Below are 20,427 nucleotides of genomic sequence, written 5' to 3'. Positions count from 1 at the left end.
CTCCGTGGTTCATGTCCTGGTGGGGGTGGGCACCGGCGGATTCGGGCGCCGGGCTCAGTAGTTGGGGGCCTTGACCAGGTTTCCGGCGCCGTTCTCGATCTCCGGGACGTACACCCGCTCGTTCCAGACGTCCTGGGCCACCGGTTCGAGGGCGATCGAGACCGCGCCCTCGTCGACCGCGAAGGCGGTCCGCACGGCGCTGGTGATCGCGTCGACCAGGGCGGTGACCTGTTCGGCCTCGAGGTTGTTGGGGAAATGCTTGATGCTGACGTGCGGCACTCCGGTGACCTTTCTGGTGAGTCGTGCGGACTTTATGGCGGTGACGAGTTCGTCTATTCCGTTCGCGCGCAGCAACTCGTAGTGGTCGGCCTCGAGTTGATGGAGCACGGGGGGTGTGGTGGTAAGCGCTTCACCGGAGTCGATGAACGATTCCTGGTCGCCGGTGGCCCGGAATACGGTGACCGGTGCGGCGACGGTGCGCTCGGCGAGTTCTCGGGGGTCGTACTCGAAGAGGAACGTTCGCCGCACCACGCCGACGATCCTGCGCACCCATTCACGGTCCAGGTGCTCGAACCGGTCGCTGACGAAGGCGATGAAGGATTCCTCGTCGTGTGTCGCGGCGAGGCATTCCTCGACCGCCGACTTCTCCAGGTTTCCGGCGAACACCGAATACAGGATGGAGACGAAGGTGGAGTCGTCGAAGCCGGTCGAGGTCCGGCCGGCCGCGTCGCCGAGGAATTCCACGGGCGGTTTGCCGGGCGCGATGAGAATCACCTCGTCGACCTGCTCGCCGGCCAGCTCCAGCCGGTGGGCGGCCTCGAAGGCGAGCCGGGCCCCGAAGGAGTAGCCCCACAGGGTGTAGGGGCCGGTCGGCTGGACCTGCCGGAGCAGTTCGAGGTCCTTGGCGACCATCTCGGCGAACGTCTCGTACGGGGTCTCGTCCGCGTTGATGCCGTAGGACTGGACGCCGAGGAACGGCCGGTCCAGGTCGAGGCGTCCGGCCAGCAGCCGCAGGCTCATCGGGTAGCCGCCGAGACCGGGCCAGCAGAAGACCGGCCGGCCGCCGTCCGCGGCGCGCAGCCGCACCAGCCGGGAGGCCGCGGTGGCGGGCTCGCGGTCGACGCGCCGGGCCAGTTCGGCGATGGTCGGCGCGTCGAACAGCACCTGGAGCGGCAGGGCGGCGCCCAGCTCCCGGTTGATCCGGTTGACCAGGGAGACCGCGGTCAGCGAATGGCCGCCGGAGGCGAAGAAGTTGTCGCGGATGGAGACCCGCTCCTGCTTCAGCACCTTCGCCCACAGTGCGGCGACGGCCTCCTCGGTGGGGGTGCGCGGCGGGACGACCGGTGCCTCGGTGTCGTCGACGGCGGCCTTGTCCAGCTCGCGCAGGGCCTGGTGGTCGACCTTGCCGTTGGGGGTGAGCGGGAAGGCGTCGAGGACGGTGACGCGGTTGGGCACCATGTACGGCGGCAGGGCGGCGGCGAGGTTGTCCTTGATGATCTCGGCGGGACCCCGCATGTGCACGGAGTCCTCTTTCATGCCCTCGCTGAGCCGCTGCTGGGCGCTGATGCGGCCGCCGACGGCGAAGTAGGACGCGGTGTCCGGGCCGAGGCCGACGAGGTCCGCGATGCGCCGGGCCGAGGGCAGCGGGTTGCCGGTCTCGGAGCTGTACCCGGAGGACATCAGCCCCAGGTCGAGACCGTTCATCTGGAGGCGCTGGAGTTCCCGGCCGAGGTCGACGTAGCGCTGCCACGGTTCGGGCGCGTCGCCGACCATGCTGACCCCGAAGCTCGAACGCGCGTAGACCTCCTGGTTGATGGCGATGACGTCCTGTTTGCGGACCAACTCGTCGGACACCCGCACCAGTTCGCCGGCGTCGTAGCGGTACTGGCCGTCGGCGAGATCGGCGATGCGGCCGGGGTGGGCCTGCACATACAGCTCGACCGCGGCGGGCTCGGCCTCGGCGGCGGCCGTGCGGATCTCGTACGAGGCCAGGTAGTAGTCCTCGTCCGGGCAGCGCAGGACGTCCTTGACCGCCGGCTCCGCCGGGCGCGCGGAGATCCGCAGTCCGTAGGCGGGCAGGACGTGGTCGAAGAGGCCGACCATGTGACCGGTTTCGAACTGGAGGACTTCCTGGATGTTGTTGCGGTAGACGGGCTCGATGGCCGAGCGGCGCCCGATGAAGTGGGCCCGCAGCCGCGGCTCTCCGGCGGGGGCCGGGCCGATCAGCGTGAGCCGGTGTTCGACCGGGTGGTAGTAGTAGTGGCCCGCCTCCAGGCCCGCGATGCCGGACAGCTCCAGGTAGAGCTGGGTGGCGTAGAGGGATCCGGGTGAGGCGTAGCCGTACTTGGACAGCAGCCGCTCACCGCTGGTGAACTGGCCGAACCAGCGCAGCAGCGTGCCGAGTTCGGTCAGGGTCAGGGTGTCCGGGTCCCGGGGTGCGGCCACCTGGTCCGGCGCGGGGGCGAGCAGGCGCAGGAGGTCCTGCCGGGTGACGTCGCCGCCCTCGTAGAAGCGGTACGTCTTGCGGGCGAACACCGTGCGCCGCTGCTCGGCCGTCGCGGTGCGCCCGGGCAGCTCGACGAACGGGAGGCCGTGCTCCTGACGGACGCCCAGATCGGCGAGCTGGGCCTTGAGCTGGAGCTTGCTCTGCTTGGACTGGTGGTGGGCGCCGTGGTTGCCCTGGTCCATGACCGCGGCCCGGTGCGGGTCGAGTTCGACGAAGGCGATGAGGTTGGCGCCGACCCGCGTGTCGTCGCGGACCACGACCGCGGCCCGCTTGACCCAGTCGTGCTTCTCGATGGACACCTTGATCTCGTCCAGCTCGACCCGGAAGCCGCGCAGTTTGACCTGGCTGTCGGTGCGGCCGAGGAACTGCACGGTGCCGTCGTCGTTCCAGCGGGTCAGGTCGCCGGTGCGGTAGAGGCGGTCGGAGTCCGGGTCGGTGGTGAACGGGTTGGGGAGGAACCGTTCGGCCGTCATGTCGGGGTTGTTGAGGTAGCCGCGGGCCAGCTGCCGCCCGGCTATGTGGAGTTCACCCGACTCGCCGGGCGCGACGGGCCGCCGGGTGGCGGGGTCGAGGATGTGGAAACTCATGCCGTGCACGGGCCGGCCGATGGAGAGGTGGTCGGGTCCGTGCTGGACGGTCTCGCGGTCCACGGTGAGGGACGAGGCGTTGATCGTGGTCTCGCTCGGGCCGTAGAGGTTGACCAGTTCGGCGTCCGGCAGCGCGTCGAGCAGCTCGATCGCCAGGCTCTTGGTGAGCGCCTCGCCGCCGCTGAAGAGCTGGGTGAGCGAGGTGCACTGCGTCAGCCGGCCGGAGTCGACGAGCGCCTGGAGGAGAGTCGGCACGCCCTGGAGCGTGGTCACCCGGTGTGTCTGGATCAGGTCGAGGAGCCGGCCGGGGTCGGCGTAGACGCCTCGTTCGCTCATCACCACGCTGCTGCCGCAGGCCGGGGCGAGGATCTCCCACTGGGCGGCGTCGAAGCTCAGCGGGGTCTTCTGCAGCACCGTCCGGCGTTCGTCCAGGCCCTGTTCACCGGCGAGCCAGCGCATCTGGCTGACGATGCTGCGGTGTTCGATGCCGATGCCCTTCGGGTTGCCCGTGCTCCCGGAGGTGTAGATGACATACGCGAGGGTGTCGCCGTGCGGCGTCCTCGGCGGACCGGCGACGGCCTCCCGGGCGGCCTGCGCCCCGGCGACGGTGACGATCCGCGTGTGCGCGGGAGTGAGCGCTGCCAGCCGGGAGACCAGGGACTCGTCCGTGAGGATGAGCTTGGTCCGGGAGTCCGCGATCATGTAGCGGACGCGCTCGTCCGGGTACTCCGGCGACAGCGGCAGGTAGGGAGCGCCCGAGTACAGGACGCCCCAGACGCTCGCCATGAGGTCGACGGACGGATCCATGAAGATCCCGACGGGTTCGTCCGTCGTCGCACCGAGCCGGCACAGATGGTCGGCCAGGGCCTCGGCGCGGTCACCGAGCTGCTGGAAGGTCAGGCGCTGCGTCCCGCACGAGACGGCGGTCCGGTCCGGTCGGGTGAGCGCGACCGCGCGCAGCATGTCTGGCAGGGACAATTCCTCGGACCCCATGGTTTTCGCCATCATCCTCGAACCTGGAATTAGTCACTTTGTAAGTGCGTGGGAAAAAGGCAAAGAAATGGCATGGCCATGCCAAGGGTGAGGCAAAGCCATGTCATGTGTCGGCAGCCGGAGCCCACCGTCGTTCAGCGCGCGGGAAAATCCCCTGTCTCAGAACGAGCAGGGCGCGGCAGAAAGACGGTTCTCTGGCTTTACGTCAGACAGAAAGCGCTTGAGCTGGGATGAACGGTCGCCGACGGTCGAGGAAACTCTCTGCGACCACGGGGCGCCACTTAGGCGCTCAGACCGTCCCAGCACATCGCGAACAGAAGCTCAGTGCTATACCACTGGGTTTCGCGAACATACCTTTCAATACCCCCCGATTGATGGGTCGACTGGCTGACGTCGACCGTGATCATCATGCGATCGGTGCTTACTTTAAATCGAGTCGACCCTCGTTGTAAAACCCTGATTACGTCACACAGCAAGGCCGTTGGCTGAATCCCGGTGCCCGACCGGGCGTCATATGGGGGCACTTCGGGGGCAGTTCGGACGGCTCGCCGCCGGGGGTGGTGGCTGGTTCCGGCCACCGCTGACCGGTCGTCCGTGACCGATAACCGACCACTATTCACTCAGTACATGTAGCGAGTGCATAATGATCGCCATGAGCACCCGCCACATCCTGCTGGGGCTGCTCGCCACGGGGCCGAGCCATGGCTACGACCTCAAGCGACGCCACGACGAACGCTTCCCGCAGGCCCGCCCACTGGCCTACGGGCAGGTCTACACAACCCTTCAACGACTCGTCCGCGACGGACTGGCCGAGATCGAGGGCACCGACTCGGACGGCGGACCGGAGCGCACGATGTACCGCTCCACCGCCGACGGGCAGCGCGAACTCGCCGAGTGGGCCGGGGAGATCACCCCGCCCGCGCCCTTCGTGACCAACGAGATCTTCGCCAAGGTCGTCGTCGCGATCCTCGCCGGCGGCGACCCGGAGGCCTATCTCAGCGCCCAACGCACCGCCCATATGGCGCGGATGCGTGAACTCACCCAGCTCAAGACGGCCAAGGGCGCGGATCTCGCGACCGTGCTCTCGGCGGACTACGCCCTCAACCACCTCGACGCGGACCTCCGTTGGATGACCACCACGGCGGGCCGGCTGACCACCCTGACCGCGGAGGTCGACACAGCATGAGCAACGAAGTGCCGCTTCTGGCGGCCCGTGACCTCGTCAAGGCGCACGGCAGGACCGAGGCCCTGCGCGGCGCCTCGGTCGAGCTGCGGGCCGGCGAGATCCTCGCCGTCACCGGCGCCAGCGGCAGCGGGAAGTCGACGCTGCTGCACTGCCTGGCGGGCATCGTCCGCCCGGACGGCGGCTCGGTCTCCTACGCCGGTGAGCGGCTCGACACCCTGCCCGAGAAGCGGTTGAGCGAGCTGCGCCGGACCGAGTTCGGGGTGGTCTTCCAGTTCGGCCAGCTGATCCCCGAGCTGACCGCGCTCGACAATGTCGCCCTGCCGCTGATGCTGGCGGGCGCCTCACGCGGGGACGCCCACGAGACGGCCGGTGAGTGGCTGGAGCGGTTCGGGGTGCGCGGGCAGGAAGGGCTGCGGCCCGGCGAGATGAGCGGCGGACAGGCCCAGCGGACCTCGCTGGCCCGGGCCCTGGTCACCCAGCCGAAGGTGGTCTTCGCCGACGAGCCCACCGGCGCGCTGGACTCGCTGGCCGGCGAGCAGGTCATGACAGCCCTGGTGCACACGGCCCGCGAGCAGGGCACCGCGGTCCTCCTCATCACCCACGACGCGCAGGTGGCGGCGTACGCGGACCGCGAGGCACGCCTGAGCGACGGCCTCGTGGCACCAGCAGGGGTGACGGTGTGACAACCGGCCCGCACACCGGCAGCGACGGCGCGAGCTCCACGGACACCGATCCGGGCACCGGGCCCGTCGAACCTCCCGAGAACGGCAGGCCCCGACCCCTGCGGACCACGCGGCCCGCCCCGGACGCCCAACCCGACGGCAGCCCCGAGAACACCAGGACCCACCCTCCACAGGCCGCCCCCACCACGCGGCTCACCCGCACCGGACCCGGCGGCCCCACCGGCAACACCGACACCCGACCCGCACGGACCGAGCCGGGCGGCCCGCCCGGCGACACGCGACCCGGCCGGCACGTCGGCCCGACCAGAGACGGCACCATGCGATCCCCGCACACCGACCCCACCACCCCGCTCGGCGGCACGAGTCCCCAAGGCACCCAGGCGGGCCGACGCCCCGGCGGCAACGGCTCCCTGGGCGCCGACCTCCGCCTCGCCTGGCTGCTCACCCGCGGTTCCGACCGGCACGAGTGGTGGCGGGTCGGACTCACGGCGCTGGGCGCGGGGCTCGCGACCGGGTTCGCGCTGGCCGCGGTGAGCCTCGCCGCGCTCCAGGGCCGCTACGACGTGTCCGTGGGCGCGGGTCTCCTCGACGACCCCGGCACCCGCTCCGGCGTCATCGTGGTCCTGCTGCTCCTGCTGATCCCCGTCCTCGGCTTCCTCGGCCAGTGCGCCCGCATCGGGGCCGTGCACCGCGACCGGCGACTGGCCGGGCTGCGGCTGGCAGGAGCCTCGGCCGGACAGGTGCGGCGGATCGCGGCACTGGAGACGGGACTGGCCTGTCTGCTCGGCTCGCTGCTCGCCACCGTCGCCTCGGTCGCGGCCCTGCTGCGCCAGTGGCAGCACCCGACCTGGCTCGCCTGGGCCGGGATCACGCTGGTCACCCTCGGTGTGCCGGTGCTCGGCGCTGCGGCGGGTGTGCTGGCGCTGCGCCGGGTGGTGGCCTCGCCGCTCGGCTGGGTCCGCCGGGTGCGGACGGGGTCCGGGCGCGAGTTCTGGGCGCTGTTCACCGGCGGGGTGCTGGTCGTGGCGGCGGTGGCGCTGGCCGCGACACGCAGCACGGCCTCCGGTATGCCCGGCGGGGGCGGCTCGTACGCGAACGGACCGCTGATCGTGGCGGGGGCACTTCTCCTGGTCGGCGTGGCCGCGGTGGGGATCGCCGGGGCGGTGGCCACGCTGACCGGCCGGTGGCTGGCCCGCCGGGCCCGGACCGCGGCAACGCTGATCGCGGCGGAGAGGCTGCGCGACGACCCTTGGGCCGCGGCCCGCACCCATGCGGCGGTGCTGCTGGTGACGGTCGTCGGGACGGGTTTCGTGGGCGTGCGCCAGGTGCTGCTCGCCGAGCTGGACTCCAGGAAGCCCGACGAGCTCGCCGCGAGCATGTCGTACTACACCACGGGCGTGAACCTGGTCGCCGCCGCGATCGCCGCCACTCTCGTGATCACCCTCTCCGGCCTCGCCGTCGGCACCGCCGAGTCGCTGGCCACCCGCCGCCGGGGCCTGGCCGCGCAGACCGCCGCCGGGGTGCCGCGGCAGGTGCTCGGCCGGGCGCTGCTCCTGGAGACGGCGCTGCCGCTGGCGCCCGCACTGCTGCTGGGCGGCGGCGGGGGCATGGCGATCGGGGTCGGGTACTCCCGGCTGGTCGGGGACGGGCCCGCCGTCACGCCGTACGCCGCGCTCCTGGTCCCCTTCGCGGTGTACGCCTGCTGTCTGCTCGCCGCCGCCACGTCGCTCCCGCTGCTGCGCCGCTCCCTCAATCCCGCGGAGCTGCGCTACGCGTGAGCGGTGAACGACCGGTCCCGGGGGCACGGGGGACCCCCGGGACCGGTGCGCAACCGTCCGCGGCAACACGAAGGCCCGGATCGTCGTCAGGCAGAGATGCCGTCGATCCGGGCCATGGCGTCCTCCGCGCCGTACGGTTGCAAGTACGGCAGCCAGCGCGGGTCCCTGTGTCCGGTCCCGATGATGCGCCAGGCCAGACCGGTGGGCGGGGCGGGTTTGTGGCGCAGCCGCCATCCGATCTCGAACAGGTGTCGGTCGGCCTTCACGTGGTTGCAGCGGCGGCAGGACGCCACCACGTTGTCCCAGACGTGCTTGCCCCCGCGGCTGCGCGGGATGACGTGGTCGACGCTGGTTGCGACGCCACCGCAGTACATGCACCGGCCCCCGTCGCGCGCGAAGAGCGCCCTGCGGGTCAGAGGAACGGGCCCCCGATAGGGAACCCGGACGAATCGCTTGAGCCGGACCACGCTTGGTGCGGGGACTGTGACGGTTGCACTGTGCATGAAGGCGCCGGATTCCTCGAGGGAGACCGCTTTGTTCTCCAGGACGAGGACGAGCGCGCGACGGAGCGGTACGACGCCCAGTGGCTCGTACGACGCGTTGAGGACCAGGACATGCGGCACGGATGCCTCCTTGGGCGTCGGCGGCGCGTGGCTCGCGCCGGGACGATCTGTAGTCAGTGTCCCCTCATGCCTGGTGGAAACGCCACCATCTCCCGGTAACGGGCTGAGAGTGTTTTCGACCACACCTTTCTTCATCCCCAGGTGAGGACGGTCTCTCCCCCGAACATTGCAACGATCCACACACGATGCACCGTTAGTGTGGTGGGTCTGCCGCCCGGTGACCTTTCCGTGACCTTCACGATCTTTGACCGCCGTACCGGGAGGCAGGCGCTGCACCTGGAGGTACCTGCCGTGTCGTTGTCCGCCGCCCTATCGGCCGCGGTGTCGCCGTCCCCGTCCCCTTCGGACACGTCGACGCCCGCCGTCCCCTCACTTCAGGACGCCCAGGAGAGCGCGACGAACGCCGCCAGCTGGGTCGAGCAGAACTGGTCGACCTGGCTGGCGATCGGTCTGCGCGTTCTGCTGATCCTGGTGATCGCGGCGGTGCTGAGAGTGGTGGTGCGGCGGGCGATCACCAAGCTCATAGATCGCATGAACCGCACGGTCCAGGCGGTCGACGGCACGGCCCTCGGCGGCCTCCTGGTCAACGTCGAGCGGCGCCGTCAGCGCTCCCAGGCGATCGGCTCGGTGCTCCGCTCGGTGGCGAGCTTCATCATCATGGGCACCGCGGCCCTGATGATCCTCGGCACCTTCGAGATCAACCTGGCCCCGCTCCTCGCCTCCGCGGGTGTGGCGGGCGTGGCGATCGGTTTCGGCGCCCGCAACCTGGTCACCGACTTCCTCTCCGGTGTCTTCATGATCCTGGAGGACCAGTACGGCGTCGGGGACACCGTCGACGCGGGCGTGGCCTCCGGCGAGGTCATCGAGGTCGGCCTGCGCGTGACGAAGCTCCGGGGTGACAACGGCGAGATCTGGTACGTCCGCAACGGCGAGGTCAAGCGCATCGGCAACCTCTCCCAGGGCTGGGCGACGGCCGCCGTGGACGTCACGGTCCGGTCGGACGAGGACCTGGACAAGGTGAAGGGGACCCTCGACGACGTCGCCGAGCGGATGAGCAAGGACGAGCCCTGGAACGAGCTCCTCTGGGGCCCGATCGAGGTCCTGGGCCTCGACAACGTCCTGCTGGACTCGATGGTCGTCCGCGTCTCGGCGAAGACCATGCCGGGCAAGGCCCTGACGGTCGAGCGCGAACTCCGCTGGCGCATCAAGCGGGCGTTCGACGCGGCCGAGATCCCCATCGTGGGCGGCCCGGCCGTCCTCACGGACGCCACCGCGGACACCGACCCGACGGCGGGCATGGCGGCCCCGTCGGCCTACGCGAACACCTCCTCCCCGCAGGCCCAGGCGGCCACTCCGATAGCGCCGCCGAGCGTGACGAAGTAAGACGCCACACCTCACCTACGGAAAAGCCTGATCGCGATGACGGCGTGACGGCTCCCGAAATAATCTTGTTCACAGCTTCTCCGCATTCCCAACAGCGCCCTCCGCCGCTTAGGTTCAGGCCATCAGCGGGTCCTTGTTCTGAGCGCAACGCCCAGGGGCCCGCCCTGAATGTGGGGAAAAGCATGAGAAAGCTCGCCATAGGCGCCGTCGTCTCCGGTGCCCTGGCTCTGTCCGCGCTGGCCGTGCCCGCCGCCCAGGCCGCCACGCCGGACCTCGTCTTCGCGGACGTCGTCGTGAACAACGGCAAGACGATCGTCGTGGGCACCACCAACGCGGTGACGGTCCCGGTGACGTACACCCTGACCCGCCCCGCCGACCTGACGATCGACTACGAGAACAACGCGGCGGGCGTCCTGCTCTACCGCGGCTCGCTCGCGACCTTCGAGAACGAGCTCGAGAGCGACGCCTCGCCGGCCTGCACCACCACGGCGACGACGGACACCACGGTGACGGAGTCCTGCTCCGACACCCTCGTCATCGACCCGTCGTACGGCGACCTCTTCGAGGCCGCGGACGCCACCACCTGGAAGGTCGGCGGCTTCTACGGCCAGGCCGCCTCCGACCTGGACGACTCGGACGACAAGGTCAGCTTCGAGTACGGCTTCGCGGCCTGGGGCAACAAGGGCACCGCCAAGATCCAGCGTGCCGCCAAGGTCACCGCCAACGCCTCGCCGGAGCTGGTGAAGAAGGGCAGGACCATCACGGTCACCGGCAAGCTGACCCGCGCCAACTGGGAGACCGGCAGCTACAGCGGCTATGTCTCCCAGAAGGCCACCCTGCAGTTCCGCGCCAAGGGCTCGGAGACCTACAGCACCGTCAAGACGGTGACCTCCTCGACCGGCGGCTACCTCAAGTCGACCGTGACGGCGTCGAAGGACGGCTACTACCGCTACGTCTTCGCGGGCACCGCCACGACCGCCGCCGCGAAGGCCACCGGCGACTACATCGACGTCCAGTAGTCACCCCCGCACCACCCCTGACCGCCCCCGCAGGTAACGACTCCGTTTCCTGCGGGGGCGGTTTGTTCTACCCCCCTTGACTCCCCCACGACCGGGACCTATGTTCCCTGCATCCGATAGGAAACCTTCCTAACAGTTACCTTCCGTAAAGTCTGCTGCGGAACCGTCCCGGGAGAGGGGTACACATGGCCGGCACCCCGAGCACGCTGCGCGCCATGAACGACCGCGCCGCGCTGGACCTCCTCCTGGAGCACGGCCCGCTGTCCCGCACCCGGATCGGCAAGCTCACCGGCCTCTCCAAGCCGACCGCCTCCCAGCTCCTGGCCCGCCTCGAAGCCGCGGGACTGGTCCTCGCCACCGGCACCACCGAGGGACGACCCGGCCCCAACGCCCAGCTGTACGAGGTCAATCCGGCCGCCGGACACGCCGCCGGACTCGACGTCACCCCCGAACGAATCCTCGCCGCCGTCGCCGACATCACCGGCCGCACGGTGGGGTCGTACGAACTGCCCACCCCCGGCAGACGCCCCGCGCAACCCGTCGTCCAGCAGGTCACCGATGCCCTCGACGGCGCCGTGAAGGCGGCCGGGCTCGCCCGCGCCGACGTCCACCGCCTCGTCATCGGCACCCCCGGCGCCTTCGACCCCAACACCGGCCGGCTGCGCTACGCCTCCCACCTCCCGGGCTGGCACACCCCGACCCTGCTCGACGAACTCGCCGCCGCGCTGCCGATGCCGGTGGAGTACGAGAACGACGTCAACCTCGTCGCCGTGGCCGAGCAGCGGCTCGGTGCCGCGCGCGGCCATGAGGACTTCGTGCTGCTGTGGAACGAGGGCGGCCTCGGTGCGGCCCTCGTCCTCGGCGGCCGGCTGCACCGCGGCTGGACCGGCGGCGCCGGCGAGGTCGGCTTCCTGCCCGTGCCCGGCGCACCCCTGGTCCGGCAGGTCACCAAGGCCAACAGCGGCGGCTACCAGGAACTCGCCGGCTCGCAGGCCATCCCGAAGCTCGCCCGCGAGCTGGGCATCGACGACATCCCCGCCGGCCCCTACGCCGAGGTCGCCGCCGCCCTCGTACAGCGGGCGGCGGAGTCCGAAGACCCGCGCCACCAGCGCCTGTTGGAGACCTACGCGACCCACCTCGCCACCGGTCTCGCCTCCCTCGTCTCCGTTCTCGACCCCGAACTCGTGGTCCTGAGCGGCGCCTCGCTCGCCTCCGGCGGCGAAGTGCTGCGTTCCCTCGTCCAGTCCGAGCTGGAGGAGCTGGCCGCGGCCAGGCCCAAGCTCGTCCTCGGCGACGTACCCGAACACCCTGTGCTGCGCGGCGCGCTGGAGAGCGCGCTGGCGGCCACCCGCGACGAGGTCTTCGACACCTCGCGCTGAGCCCTCACCCCCGGTAAGCCCCCCTCTCGTCCCAGCCCTCTCATCCGTTCCCCGCCCCAGGGAGACCTCGCCATGCCCAAGCGCGCCCGAATAACGGCTTTTGCCCTGATCGCCTCCGCGGCTCTTCTCACCACCTCCGCCTGTACCGGCCAGTCGAGCTCCGGCGCCGACGACGACGCCTCGAAGGAGACGACCCTCAACTTCTGGCACGCCTGGAGCGCGCCCGCCGAGGTGAAGGCGGTCAAGTCCCTGATCGCCGGCTTCGAGAAGGCGCACCCCAACATCCACGTCAACGTCGTCGGCAACATGACGGACGACAAGATCAACCAGGCGCTGCGCGCGGGCGGTTCCAAGGCGCCCGACGTGATGTCCTCCTTCACCACCAACGCCGTCGGCAAGTTCTGCTCCTCCGGCGCCCTGGTCGACCTCAACCCGTTCTTCGAGAAGTCCGGCATCGACCCGTCCAAGACGTTCCCGACGGCGATGAACGAGTACACCCAGTTCGAGGGCAACCGCTGCACGGCTCCCCTGCTCGGTGACGCGTACGGCCTCTACTACAACAAGACCGCGTTCGAGAAGGCGGGCATCAGCGGTCCGCCCAAGACCTGGTCCGAGTTCGCGGCCGACGCCAAGAAGCTGACGATCACTCAGGGAGACAGCTACAAGCAGCTCGGCTTCATGCCGAACTACCACGGCTGGGAGACCACGACCGAGCACTACATGGGCCAGTTCTCCCCGACGTACTTCGACAAGAGCGGCAAGTCGACGGTCGCCACGGATCCGGCGGTGTCCTCGGCCTTCACCCTCCAGAAGAAGCTGGTCGACGAGCTCGGCGGCTACCAGAAGCTGGAGAAGTACCGCACCAAGCTCGGTGACGAATGGGGCCCCAAGCACCCCTTCCACACCGGCCAGGTGGCGATGCAGCTCGACGGCGAATGGCGCCTCGGCATGGCCCTGGAGGCCAAGCCCGACTTCGAGATCGGCGTCGCCCCGCTGCCCGTCCCCGACGACCAGGCGGACCAGTACGGCAAGGGCTACATCACCGGCACGATCACCGGCATCGCCGCGACCAGCAAGAAGCAGAACGCGGCCTGGGAGCTGGTCAAGTACATCACCACGGACACGGACGCGGTGGTGGGCTTCTCCAACGCCATCCACAACGTGCCCTCCACGCTGGCCGCCCTGAAGTCCCCGAAGCTGAAGTACGACCCGCGCTTCAAGACGTTCCTGGACATCGCGGCGAACCCGGACTCCACGACGAGCCCCGCCTCCCTCAACGGCGGCGTGTACCTCACCACGATCCAGAACTTCGGCTACGAGTACGAAAGCGGCAAGACCAAGGACCTCAAGGCAGGTCTGGCCGCCACGGCCAAGCAGATCGACACGGACATCGCGCAGGCGAAGTAGCGATGAGCACCAACACGTTGAGGTCGAAGCGCCGCCGTTCGGCGCTTCGCACCGCCGCCTTCATGTCGCCCTGGCTGATCGGTTTCACGGTCTTCTTCGCGTACCCGATGATCTCGACCCTCTACTTCTCCTTCATGCACTACGACGGCTTCAAGCCGCCGACCTGGAGCGGAACGAAGAACTGGACCTACGTCTTCGAGAACTACCCCTACTTCTGGCCCGCCCTGCGCAACACCCTGTGGCTGGTGGTGATCACGGTGACCCTGCGGGTCCTCTTCGGACTCGGCATCGGTCTCCTGATCACGAAGATCAGGACCGGCACAGGTGTCTTCCGCACCCTCTTCTACCTGCCCTACCTGGCCCCGCCGGTCGCGGCCACGATGGCCTTCGCCTTCCTCCTCAACCCCGGTACGGGCCCGGTCAACTCGATCCTGGAGAAGATCGGCATCCCGGCCCCCGGCTGGTTCAACGACCCGAGCTGGTCCAAGCCGGCCCTCACTCTGCTGTTCCTGTGGGGGGTGGGCGACCTGATGGTCATCTTCATGGCCGCGCTGCTCGACGTACCGAAGGAGCAGTACGAGGCGGCGGAGCTGGACGGGGCCTCGGCGTGGCAGCGGTTCCGGTTCGTCACCATCCCCAATATCTCGCCGATCATCATGTTCGCGGTGGTCACCGGGGTGATCGCGGCGATGCAGTGCTACACCCAGCCGCTGGTCGCCGGAAAGGTCGCCTCGGGGGTGATCCAGGGCGCGGGCACCATGTTCGAGCCCGGCTACCCGGACAAGTCGACCCTGACGCTCCCCCAACTCGTCTACAACCTGGGCTTCCAGCGCTTCGACTACGGCGCGGCCTGTGTCGTGGCCCTCGTCCTCTTCGCCCTCTCCATGGCCTTCACCGCGATCCTGATGCGGCGCCGCGGCGGTCTCATCCAGGCAGGTGACTGACTCATGACCCAAGTACTGGACCGGCCGGTGGAGTTGAAGACCCCGGCCTCCCCCGCCGAACGCACGGCCCGCCGCAAGGCGCTCCTGGAATGGATCGCGATCCACTCCCTCGGGATCGCCGCGGCCCTGTTCTTCACGCTTCCCTTCGTGTTCGTCTTCCTGACCTCGCTCATGAGCGACGACCAGGCCCTGAGCCGGGACCTGATCCCGCACACCTGGGAGTGGGCCAACTACCGCAAGGTCTTCGACACCCCGGGCTTTCTGACCTGGTGGAAGAACACGCTCCTGTACGCCGGGCTCGGCACCGTCCTCGTGGTCGTGTCGTCGGTCCCGGTGGCGTACGCGCTCGCCAAGTTCCGCTTCCGGGGCCGCAGTCTCTCCCTGATGCTGGTGATCTCGATGATGATGCTGCCGCCGCAGGTGGTCGTCATCCCGATGTACCTGTTCTGGGCGAAGCAGCTGGACCTCTCCGGCACCCTGTGGCCGATGATCATCCCGCTGGCCTTCGGGGACGCCTTCTCGATCTTCCTGCTGCGCCAGTTCCTGATGACGATCCCCAACGAGTACCTGGACGCGGCGAAGGTGGACGGCTGCGGGGACCTGCGCACCCTGCTGAAGGTCGTCCTGCCCATGGCGAAGCCGGGCATCGCCGCGGTGGCCCTCTTCCAGTTCTTCAACGCCTGGAACGACTACTTCGGCCCCCAGATCTACGCCTCGGAGAACCCGGGCGCCTGGACGCTGAGTTACGGCCTGGAGTCCTTCAAGGGCGCCCACCACACCGACTGGAACCTGACCATGGCCGCGACCGTACTGGTCATGGCCCCCGTGATCCTCGTGTTCTTCTTCGCCCAGAAGGCGTTCGTGGAGGGTGTCACGCTCACCGGAGTAAAGGGCTGAACGCATGAAACTCACCGTGGTCGGCGGAGGCTCGACCTACACACCCGAACTCATCGACGGCTTCGCCCGGTTGCGGGACACCCTCCCGATCGGGGAACTGGTCCTGGTCGACCCTTCGGCGGACCGTCTGGAGCTGGTCGGCGCCCTGGCCCGCCGCATCTTCGCCCGGCAGGGCCACCCGGGCCGGATCGTGACGACCTCCGACCTCGACGCGGGCGTGGACGGCGCCGACGCGGTGCTCCTCCAGCTCCGCGTCGGCGGCCAGGCGGCCCGCGAACAGGACGAGACCTGGCCGCTGGAGTGCGGCTGCGTGGGCCAGGAGACCACCGGCGCGGGCGGCCTCGCCAAGGCGCTGCGCACGGTCCCGATCGTCCTGGACATCGCGGAACGGGTCCGCCGTACGAACCCGAACGCCTGGATCATCGACTTCACCAACCCGGTGGGCATCGTCACCAGGGCCCTTCTCCAGGCCGGCCACAAGGCGGTGGGTCTGTGCAACGTGGCCATCGGCTTCCAGCGCAAGTTCGCGGCCCTGCTCGACGTGGCACCGCGGGAGATCTTCCTCGACCACGTGGGCCTCAACCACCTCACCTGGGAGACGGGCGTACGCCTGGGCGGCCCCGAGGGCAAGGACGTACTGCCCGACCTGCTGACCGGGCACGGCGAGGCGATCGCGACCGATCTGCGTCTGCCCCGCGCTCTCCTGGACCGCCTGGGCGTGGTCCCGTCGTACTACCTGCGCTACTTCTACGCACACGACGAGGTCGTACGAGAACTGCGGACCAAGCCCTCCCGGGCGGCCGAAGTGGCCGCGATGGAGCAGGAGTTGCTCCGCCTGTACGCCGACCCGGCGCTGGACGAGAAGCCGGAGCTCCTCTCCCGGCGGGGCGGCGCCTTCTACTCGGAGGCGGCGGTGGACCTGGCGGCCGGTCTGCTCACCGGCACCGGAAGCCCGTACCAGGTGGTGAACACCTACAACCACGGCACGCTGCCCTTCCTCCCCGACGACGCGGTGATCGAGGTGCAGGCGGCGGTGGGCAGGACCGGCCCGACCCCGCTGCCGGTCCAGACCGTGGACCCCCTCTTCGCGGGCCTGACGGCGGCGGTGACGGCCTACGAGGACCTGGCCCTGGAGGCGGCCCTGCACGGCGGCCGCGACCGTGTCTTCCGCGCCCTGCTCTCCCACCCCCTGATCGGCCAGTACGCGTACGCGGAAGAACTCACCGACCGACTGATCGCACACAACCGGGAGCATCTCGCGTGGGCATGACCGCACGTGTCCTCGCCATAGACGCGGGCAACAGCAAGACCGACGTCGCGGTCGTGACGGCCGACGGAACCGTCCTGGCCACCGCGCGCGGCGGGGGCTTCCGGCCACCGGCGGTGGGCGTGCGGGCCGCGGTGGACGCACTCGCCGGACCAGTGGCCGAGGCCTTCACGGCGGCCGGGATCACCTCGGTGGACCATGTCTCGGCCTGTCTGGCGAACGCCGACTTCCCGGTCGAGGAGGAGCAGTTGGCCGCGGCCCTGCACACGCGCGCGTGGGGAACGACGGTGGAGGTCCGCAACGACACCTTCGCCATCCTGCGGGCGGGTGTCACCGAACCCCGCGGTGTGGCGGTCGTCTGCGGCGCCGGCATCAACTGCGTCGGCATGCGCCCCGACGGCCGCACCGCCCGGTTCCCGGCGCTGGGCCGTATCTCCGGCGACTGGGGCGGCGGCTGGGGACTCGCCGAGGAGGCCCTGTGGCACGCGGCGAGGGCGGAGGACGGCCGAGGGGAGCCGACGGCCCTCTCCCGCACCCTGCCGTCCCACTTCGGCCACGACACCATGCTCGCCCTCATCGAGGCCCTGCACCTGGAGCACATCGAACCGGCCCGCCGCCACGAACTGACCCCGGTCCTGTTCACCACGGCGGCGGACGGGGACCCGGTGGCCCGCGCCCTGGTGGAGCGCCTCGCGCAGGAGGTGGCGACGATGGCCACGGTGGCCCTGACCCGCCTGGACCTGCTGACGGAGGAGACCCCGGTCCTGCTGGGCGGCAGCATCCTGGCGGCACGCCATCCCCAACTGGACGACGGCATACGGGACCTGCTGGCCGCCCGCGCCCCCAAGGCCGTACCGCAGGTGGTGACGGCGAGCCCGGTGCTGGGAGCGGCCCTGCTCGGCCTGGACGGTCTGGGGGCGACGGCGGCGGCACAGACCCGGGTACGGAGGTACTACGACGCCTGACGCGCCCTGGCACCGCCCTCGAAACCCGAACCTGGAACCGAACAGATTCCCCCCGCGTGTGAATGGGCAGGGGGTGGTGCGGGGCGCCGAGCAATGCCGGAAACCCGCGCACCGCACTGCAATCCGATCAAGATCCAGTGAAGGCCGGTGCGGATGTCGGTCCCGGCGGCGATACTTGCCGCGACGGATGACCATGGGGGAGGTCAACAGTGACACACCCGCCGAAAAGCAGCGCGGCACCACCACCGGTACCAGGCGTGCCCACCATGCCGGCGGTACCACCACAACCGACGTATTCCAACGGCTCACCGGGCGGCTCCCCCACACCCGCCCCACCGCCGGAGCCCCGTCGTACCGCGTTCGCCGAGGGCGTCGACCGGCTGCGCGCCGCGGCCACCACCGAACCCGGCCGGCTGCGGATCATCGGCGCCTTCCTCGCCGCCCTCGTGGTGGCCTTCGGCGCGGTCACCGCCTGGCAGATGACGGACCGCGCGGCGGCCGCCGACGACGTCCTGAACAAGAGCCAGCCGCTCAGCAGCGCCGCCGCCGACATCTACCGCAGCCTCGCCGACGCCAACACCACCGCCTCCGCCAACTTCCTGGCGGGCGGCCAGGAGTCGGCCGAGTCCCGCGCCCGCTACGAGAAGGACATCGACCGGGCCGCGGCCGGCCTCGTCAAGGCCGCCGCGAACTCCGACCCCGGCTCCGCCGCCGCCGCGACCGTCTCCGAACTCAACCGTCTGCTGCCGCAGTACAAGGGCTATGTGGAGCGCGCGCGGACCAACAACCGCCAGGGGTTCCCCGTCGGCGGCGCCTGGCTGCGCTTCGCCAACGAGACGATGCAGAACGACATGCTCCCGGCGGCCGAGGATCTGTACAAGAAGGAGAACCAGCGGCTGCGCGCCGACTACGCCGACGCGACGCCCTACCCCTGGGCCGCGATCGGCCTCGGTGTCCTCGCCCTGGCCGCGCTCGCCTGGGCCCAGCACCGCAACTACCAGCGCACCAACCGCCTCATGAACCACGGTCTGGTGGCCGCGACGGCCACCGCGACGGTCGTCATGCTGTGGCTCGTCGTAGGCCACAGCGTCGCGCGCGCGGACCTCAACGACTCCTACGACCACGGTGTCCGCTCGCTCAACGTGCTGCACGACGCCCGCATCGCCTCTCTCAAGGCGCGCGGCAACGAGAACCTGACCCTGGTGGCCCGCGGCGCCGAGACGAAGACGGTCAAGGACGCCAACGGCGAAGAAGTGAGCGTGGACGCCTACGACTACGACTTCGACACCGACATGAAGACCCTCGGCAAGGGCCTGGCGGAGGCGGCGAAGCTCGCCGACGACGGCTCCGGCAAGAAGCCGGTCACGGCCGCCGAGGGCAACATGAAGGTGTGGCAGGAACGGCACGAAGGGGCCCGTGAGCAGGACGAGTTCGGCAACTACGAACAGGCCCTGGACCTGGTCATCGGCGCCAAGGGCGCGACGGGCGAGTGTTTCGACAGCGTCGACGACAACCTCGCCAAGGCGCTCGATCACGAGGAGGCCGAGTTCGAGCAGGCGGCCGGCGACGGCCGGGGCGCGATGACGGGGCTCCCGGTGGGCGCCGCCGTGCTCGCCGTCCTGGGCGCGGCCGGCGCGGTCCTCGGTATCGGCCGCAGGCTGTCGGAGTACCGGTGAGAGGGGGCAAGCCGATGCGAGCACCGTACGCACCGAAGGCACGGCGTACACGACGTGAGCGAGCGCTGCGGACCGGTCTGAAGGGCTGGGGCGGGGTCGCCGCGATGGCGGTCGTCTGCGCCCTCGCGGTCGCCTTCGTCCTGCTGCTGCCGCTGACCCAGTCGTCCGGCGAGGGCGAGAGCGCCGGCGGCCCGGGCGCGGCCCACGGCGTCCAGGCGAGGGCCGAGGACGACCCCTGCCTCGACCCGCAGATCAAGAAGGCCCCGGAGAAGCAGACGCTGTCCCCGTCGGCCGCGGACGGCGACACCATCAAGAAGATCAAGGCCCGCGAGGGCGAGAAGCGCAAGCTGATCGTCGGCGTCGACCAGAACAGCTACCGCTGGGGCTACCGCGACCCCAACAACGACGAGGGCGGCAACACGCTGGAGGGCTTCGACATCGACCTGGTGCACCGGATCGCCCAGGAGATCCTCGGTGACCCGAACGCCGTGCAGTTCAAGGCGATCCCCACCAACCAGCGCATCCCGGCGATCCAGTCGGGCCGGGTCGACATGGTGGTCCGCACGATGACCATCAACTGCACCCGGATGGCCGACGTGGCCTTCTCCGCCCCGTACTTCAAGACGGGCCAGCAGGTCCTCGCCCCCAAGTCCTCGCCGATCACCGGCCCCGACGACTCCCTCGCCGACAAGAAGGTCTGCACGGCGGCGAGTTCGACGGCCAACTCCGAGCTGACCGTGCGCCAGAAGGCCGGCAAGCTCCCCAAGACCACCGACATCACCTCCACCGTCGTCCCCAACCAACTCGACTGCCTGGTACGGATCCAGCTCGGTGAGGTCGACGCCGTGGTCACCGACGGCGCGCTCGCCGCGAGCCAGGCCGCGCAGGACCCCACGGTCGAGCTCAAGGGCGACGCCCCCTTCACCACCGAGTACTACGGCGTGGCGATGAAGCTCGACGCCGACGATCTGGTACGCCGGGTCAACCAGATCCTGGTGGACTACCGCAAGGACACCGCGAACGGCTGGCAGGCGTCGTACGACAAGTGGCTGTCGGCGACACTGGGAACGGACTCGGCGAAGTCCGAGCCGCCGGCTCCGGAGTACCTGCGCAAGAGCTGACACGGAGCGCCCC

General features: G+C 69.9%; 15 protein-coding genes. 13 read left to right on the top strand and 2 right to left on the bottom strand.

Features of this window, described 5'->3' with window-relative positions; translation table 11 throughout:
* Positions 1-54 precede the first annotated feature (54 nt).
* Positions 55-4,086 (bottom strand): amino acid adenylation domain-containing protein, encoded by a 4,032-nt coding sequence (locus ACIOHP_RS24460; protein ID WP_401890746.1) that lies wholly within the window; start codon positions 4,084-4,086, stop codon positions 55-57.
* A gap of 652 nt (positions 4,087-4,738) precedes the next feature.
* On the opposite strand from ACIOHP_RS24460, the gene ACIOHP_RS24455 reads away from it, so the two are divergent.
* The 3 genes from ACIOHP_RS24455 to ACIOHP_RS24445 all read left to right on the top strand — a co-directional run bounded on the left by ACIOHP_RS24455 (position 4,739) and on the right by ACIOHP_RS24445 (position 7,733).
* Positions 4,739-5,272, top strand: coding sequence for a PadR family transcriptional regulator (locus ACIOHP_RS24455; RefSeq protein WP_401890743.1), 534 nt, complete (start codon positions 4,739-4,741; stop codon positions 5,270-5,272).
* The gene (locus tag ACIOHP_RS24450; RefSeq protein WP_361478513.1) at positions 5,269-5,955 is read left to right on the top strand and encodes an ABC transporter ATP-binding protein; all 687 of its coding nucleotides are present in this window, start codon (positions 5,269-5,271) and stop codon (positions 5,953-5,955) included. The genes ACIOHP_RS24455 and ACIOHP_RS24450 overlap by 4 nt, the downstream gene beginning before the upstream one ends.
* A gap of 410 nt (positions 5,956-6,365) precedes the next feature.
* Positions 6,366-7,733: an ABC transporter permease gene (locus ACIOHP_RS24445; protein ID WP_401890847.1), complete on the top strand. Its 1,368-nt coding sequence runs from the start codon at positions 6,366-6,368 to the stop codon at positions 7,731-7,733.
* An 86-nt stretch (positions 7,734-7,819) separates the two neighbouring features.
* Here the strand turns inward: ACIOHP_RS24445 and ACIOHP_RS24440 are convergent, their stop codons facing one another.
* Entirely contained in the window at positions 7,820-8,356 is a 537-nt protein-coding gene (locus ACIOHP_RS24440) for an HNH endonuclease (protein ID WP_020116449.1), read from the bottom strand.
* 291 nt (positions 8,357-8,647) lie between these two features.
* Between ACIOHP_RS24440 and ACIOHP_RS24435 the strand changes: the two genes are divergently transcribed.
* The 10 genes from ACIOHP_RS24435 (at position 8,648) to ACIOHP_RS24390 (ending at position 20,414) form a co-directional block, all read left to right on the top strand.
* Positions 8,648-9,739 carry a mechanosensitive ion channel family protein gene (locus ACIOHP_RS24435; protein ID WP_401890845.1) on the top strand — a complete coding sequence of 364 codons (1,092 nt, stop codon included), beginning with the start codon at positions 8,648-8,650 and terminating at the stop codon, positions 9,737-9,739.
* Positions 9,740-9,921: 182 nt separating this feature from the next.
* Positions 9,922-10,758 (top strand): hypothetical protein, encoded by an 837-nt coding sequence (locus ACIOHP_RS24430; protein ID WP_401890738.1) that lies wholly within the window; start codon positions 9,922-9,924, stop codon positions 10,756-10,758.
* Between the two features lie 185 nt (positions 10,759-10,943).
* Positions 10,944-12,137 (top strand): ROK family protein, encoded by a 1,194-nt coding sequence (locus ACIOHP_RS24425; protein ID WP_401890735.1) that lies wholly within the window; start codon positions 10,944-10,946, stop codon positions 12,135-12,137.
* A 72-nt stretch (positions 12,138-12,209) separates the two neighbouring features.
* The gene (locus ACIOHP_RS24420) at positions 12,210-13,544 is read left to right on the top strand and encodes an ABC transporter substrate-binding protein (RefSeq protein WP_401890732.1); all 1,335 of its coding nucleotides are present in this window, start codon (positions 12,210-12,212) and stop codon (positions 13,542-13,544) included.
* Between the two features lie 2 nt (positions 13,545-13,546).
* Positions 13,547-14,488, top strand: coding sequence for a carbohydrate ABC transporter permease (locus ACIOHP_RS24415; RefSeq protein WP_401890730.1), 942 nt, complete (start codon positions 13,547-13,549; stop codon positions 14,486-14,488).
* A 3-nt stretch (positions 14,489-14,491) separates the two neighbouring features.
* Complete coding sequence (locus ACIOHP_RS24410) at positions 14,492-15,385, top strand: carbohydrate ABC transporter permease (RefSeq protein ID WP_046259548.1); 894 nt, start codon at positions 14,492-14,494, stop codon at positions 15,383-15,385.
* A gap of 4 nt (positions 15,386-15,389) precedes the next feature.
* Positions 15,390-16,655: a 6-phospho-beta-glucosidase gene (locus ACIOHP_RS24405; RefSeq protein WP_401890728.1), complete on the top strand. Its 1,266-nt coding sequence runs from the start codon at positions 15,390-15,392 to the stop codon at positions 16,653-16,655.
* Positions 16,652-17,617, top strand: a complete 966-nt coding sequence (locus tag ACIOHP_RS24400) for an N-acetylglucosamine kinase (RefSeq protein WP_401890725.1) — start codon at positions 16,652-16,654, stop codon at positions 17,615-17,617. The genes ACIOHP_RS24405 and ACIOHP_RS24400 overlap by 4 nt, the downstream gene beginning before the upstream one ends.
* A gap of 266 nt (positions 17,618-17,883) precedes the next feature.
* Positions 17,884-19,293: a hypothetical protein gene (locus ACIOHP_RS24395; protein ID WP_401890843.1), complete on the top strand. Its 1,410-nt coding sequence runs from the start codon at positions 17,884-17,886 to the stop codon at positions 19,291-19,293.
* A gap of 14 nt (positions 19,294-19,307) precedes the next feature.
* Positions 19,308-20,414, top strand: a complete 1,107-nt coding sequence (locus ACIOHP_RS24390) for a glutamate ABC transporter substrate-binding protein (RefSeq protein ID WP_361538968.1) — start codon at positions 19,308-19,310, stop codon at positions 20,412-20,414.
* Positions 20,415-20,427: the final 13 nt, after the last annotated feature.

The sequence above is a fragment of the Streptomyces sp. NPDC087859 genome, assembly GCF_044742595.1.
In the GTDB taxonomy this organism is placed as follows: Bacteria; Actinomycetota; Actinomycetes; order Streptomycetales; family Streptomycetaceae; genus Streptomyces; species Streptomyces canus_F.
The sequence above is the reverse complement of the archived record's forward strand: the minus strand, read 5'-3'. Positions and strand labels throughout refer to the sequence as shown.

Bases quoted from the DNA above. Each gene is read 5' to 3' on its own strand.
- ACIOHP_RS24460 (WP_401890746.1), bottom strand. From the start codon at position 4,086: ATGGGGTCCGAGGAATTGTCCCTGCCAGACATGCTGCGCGCGGTCGCG.
- ACIOHP_RS24455 (WP_401890743.1), top strand. From the start codon at position 4,739: ATGAGCACCCGCCACATCCTGCTGGGGCTGCTCGCCACGGGGCCGAGC.
- ACIOHP_RS24450 (WP_361478513.1), top strand. From the start codon at position 5,269: ATGAGCAACGAAGTGCCGCTTCTGGCGGCCCGTGACCTCGTCAAGGCG.
- ACIOHP_RS24430 (WP_401890738.1), top strand. From the start codon at position 9,922: ATGAGAAAGCTCGCCATAGGCGCCGTCGTCTCCGGTGCCCTGGCTCTG.
- ACIOHP_RS24425 (WP_401890735.1), top strand. From the start codon at position 10,944: ATGGCCGGCACCCCGAGCACGCTGCGCGCCATGAACGACCGCGCCGCG.
- ACIOHP_RS24420 (WP_401890732.1), top strand. From the start codon at position 12,210: ATGCCCAAGCGCGCCCGAATAACGGCTTTTGCCCTGATCGCCTCCGCG.
- ACIOHP_RS24415 (WP_401890730.1), top strand. From the start codon at position 13,547: ATGAGCACCAACACGTTGAGGTCGAAGCGCCGCCGTTCGGCGCTTCGC.
- ACIOHP_RS24410 (WP_046259548.1), top strand. From the start codon at position 14,492: ATGACCCAAGTACTGGACCGGCCGGTGGAGTTGAAGACCCCGGCCTCC.
- ACIOHP_RS24405 (WP_401890728.1), top strand. From the start codon at position 15,390: ATGAAACTCACCGTGGTCGGCGGAGGCTCGACCTACACACCCGAACTC.
- ACIOHP_RS24400 (WP_401890725.1), top strand. From the start codon at position 16,652: ATGACCGCACGTGTCCTCGCCATAGACGCGGGCAACAGCAAGACCGAC.
- ACIOHP_RS24395 (WP_401890843.1), top strand. From the start codon at position 17,884: ATGCCGGCGGTACCACCACAACCGACGTATTCCAACGGCTCACCGGGC.
- ACIOHP_RS24390 (WP_361538968.1), top strand. From the start codon at position 19,308: ATGCGAGCACCGTACGCACCGAAGGCACGGCGTACACGACGTGAGCGA.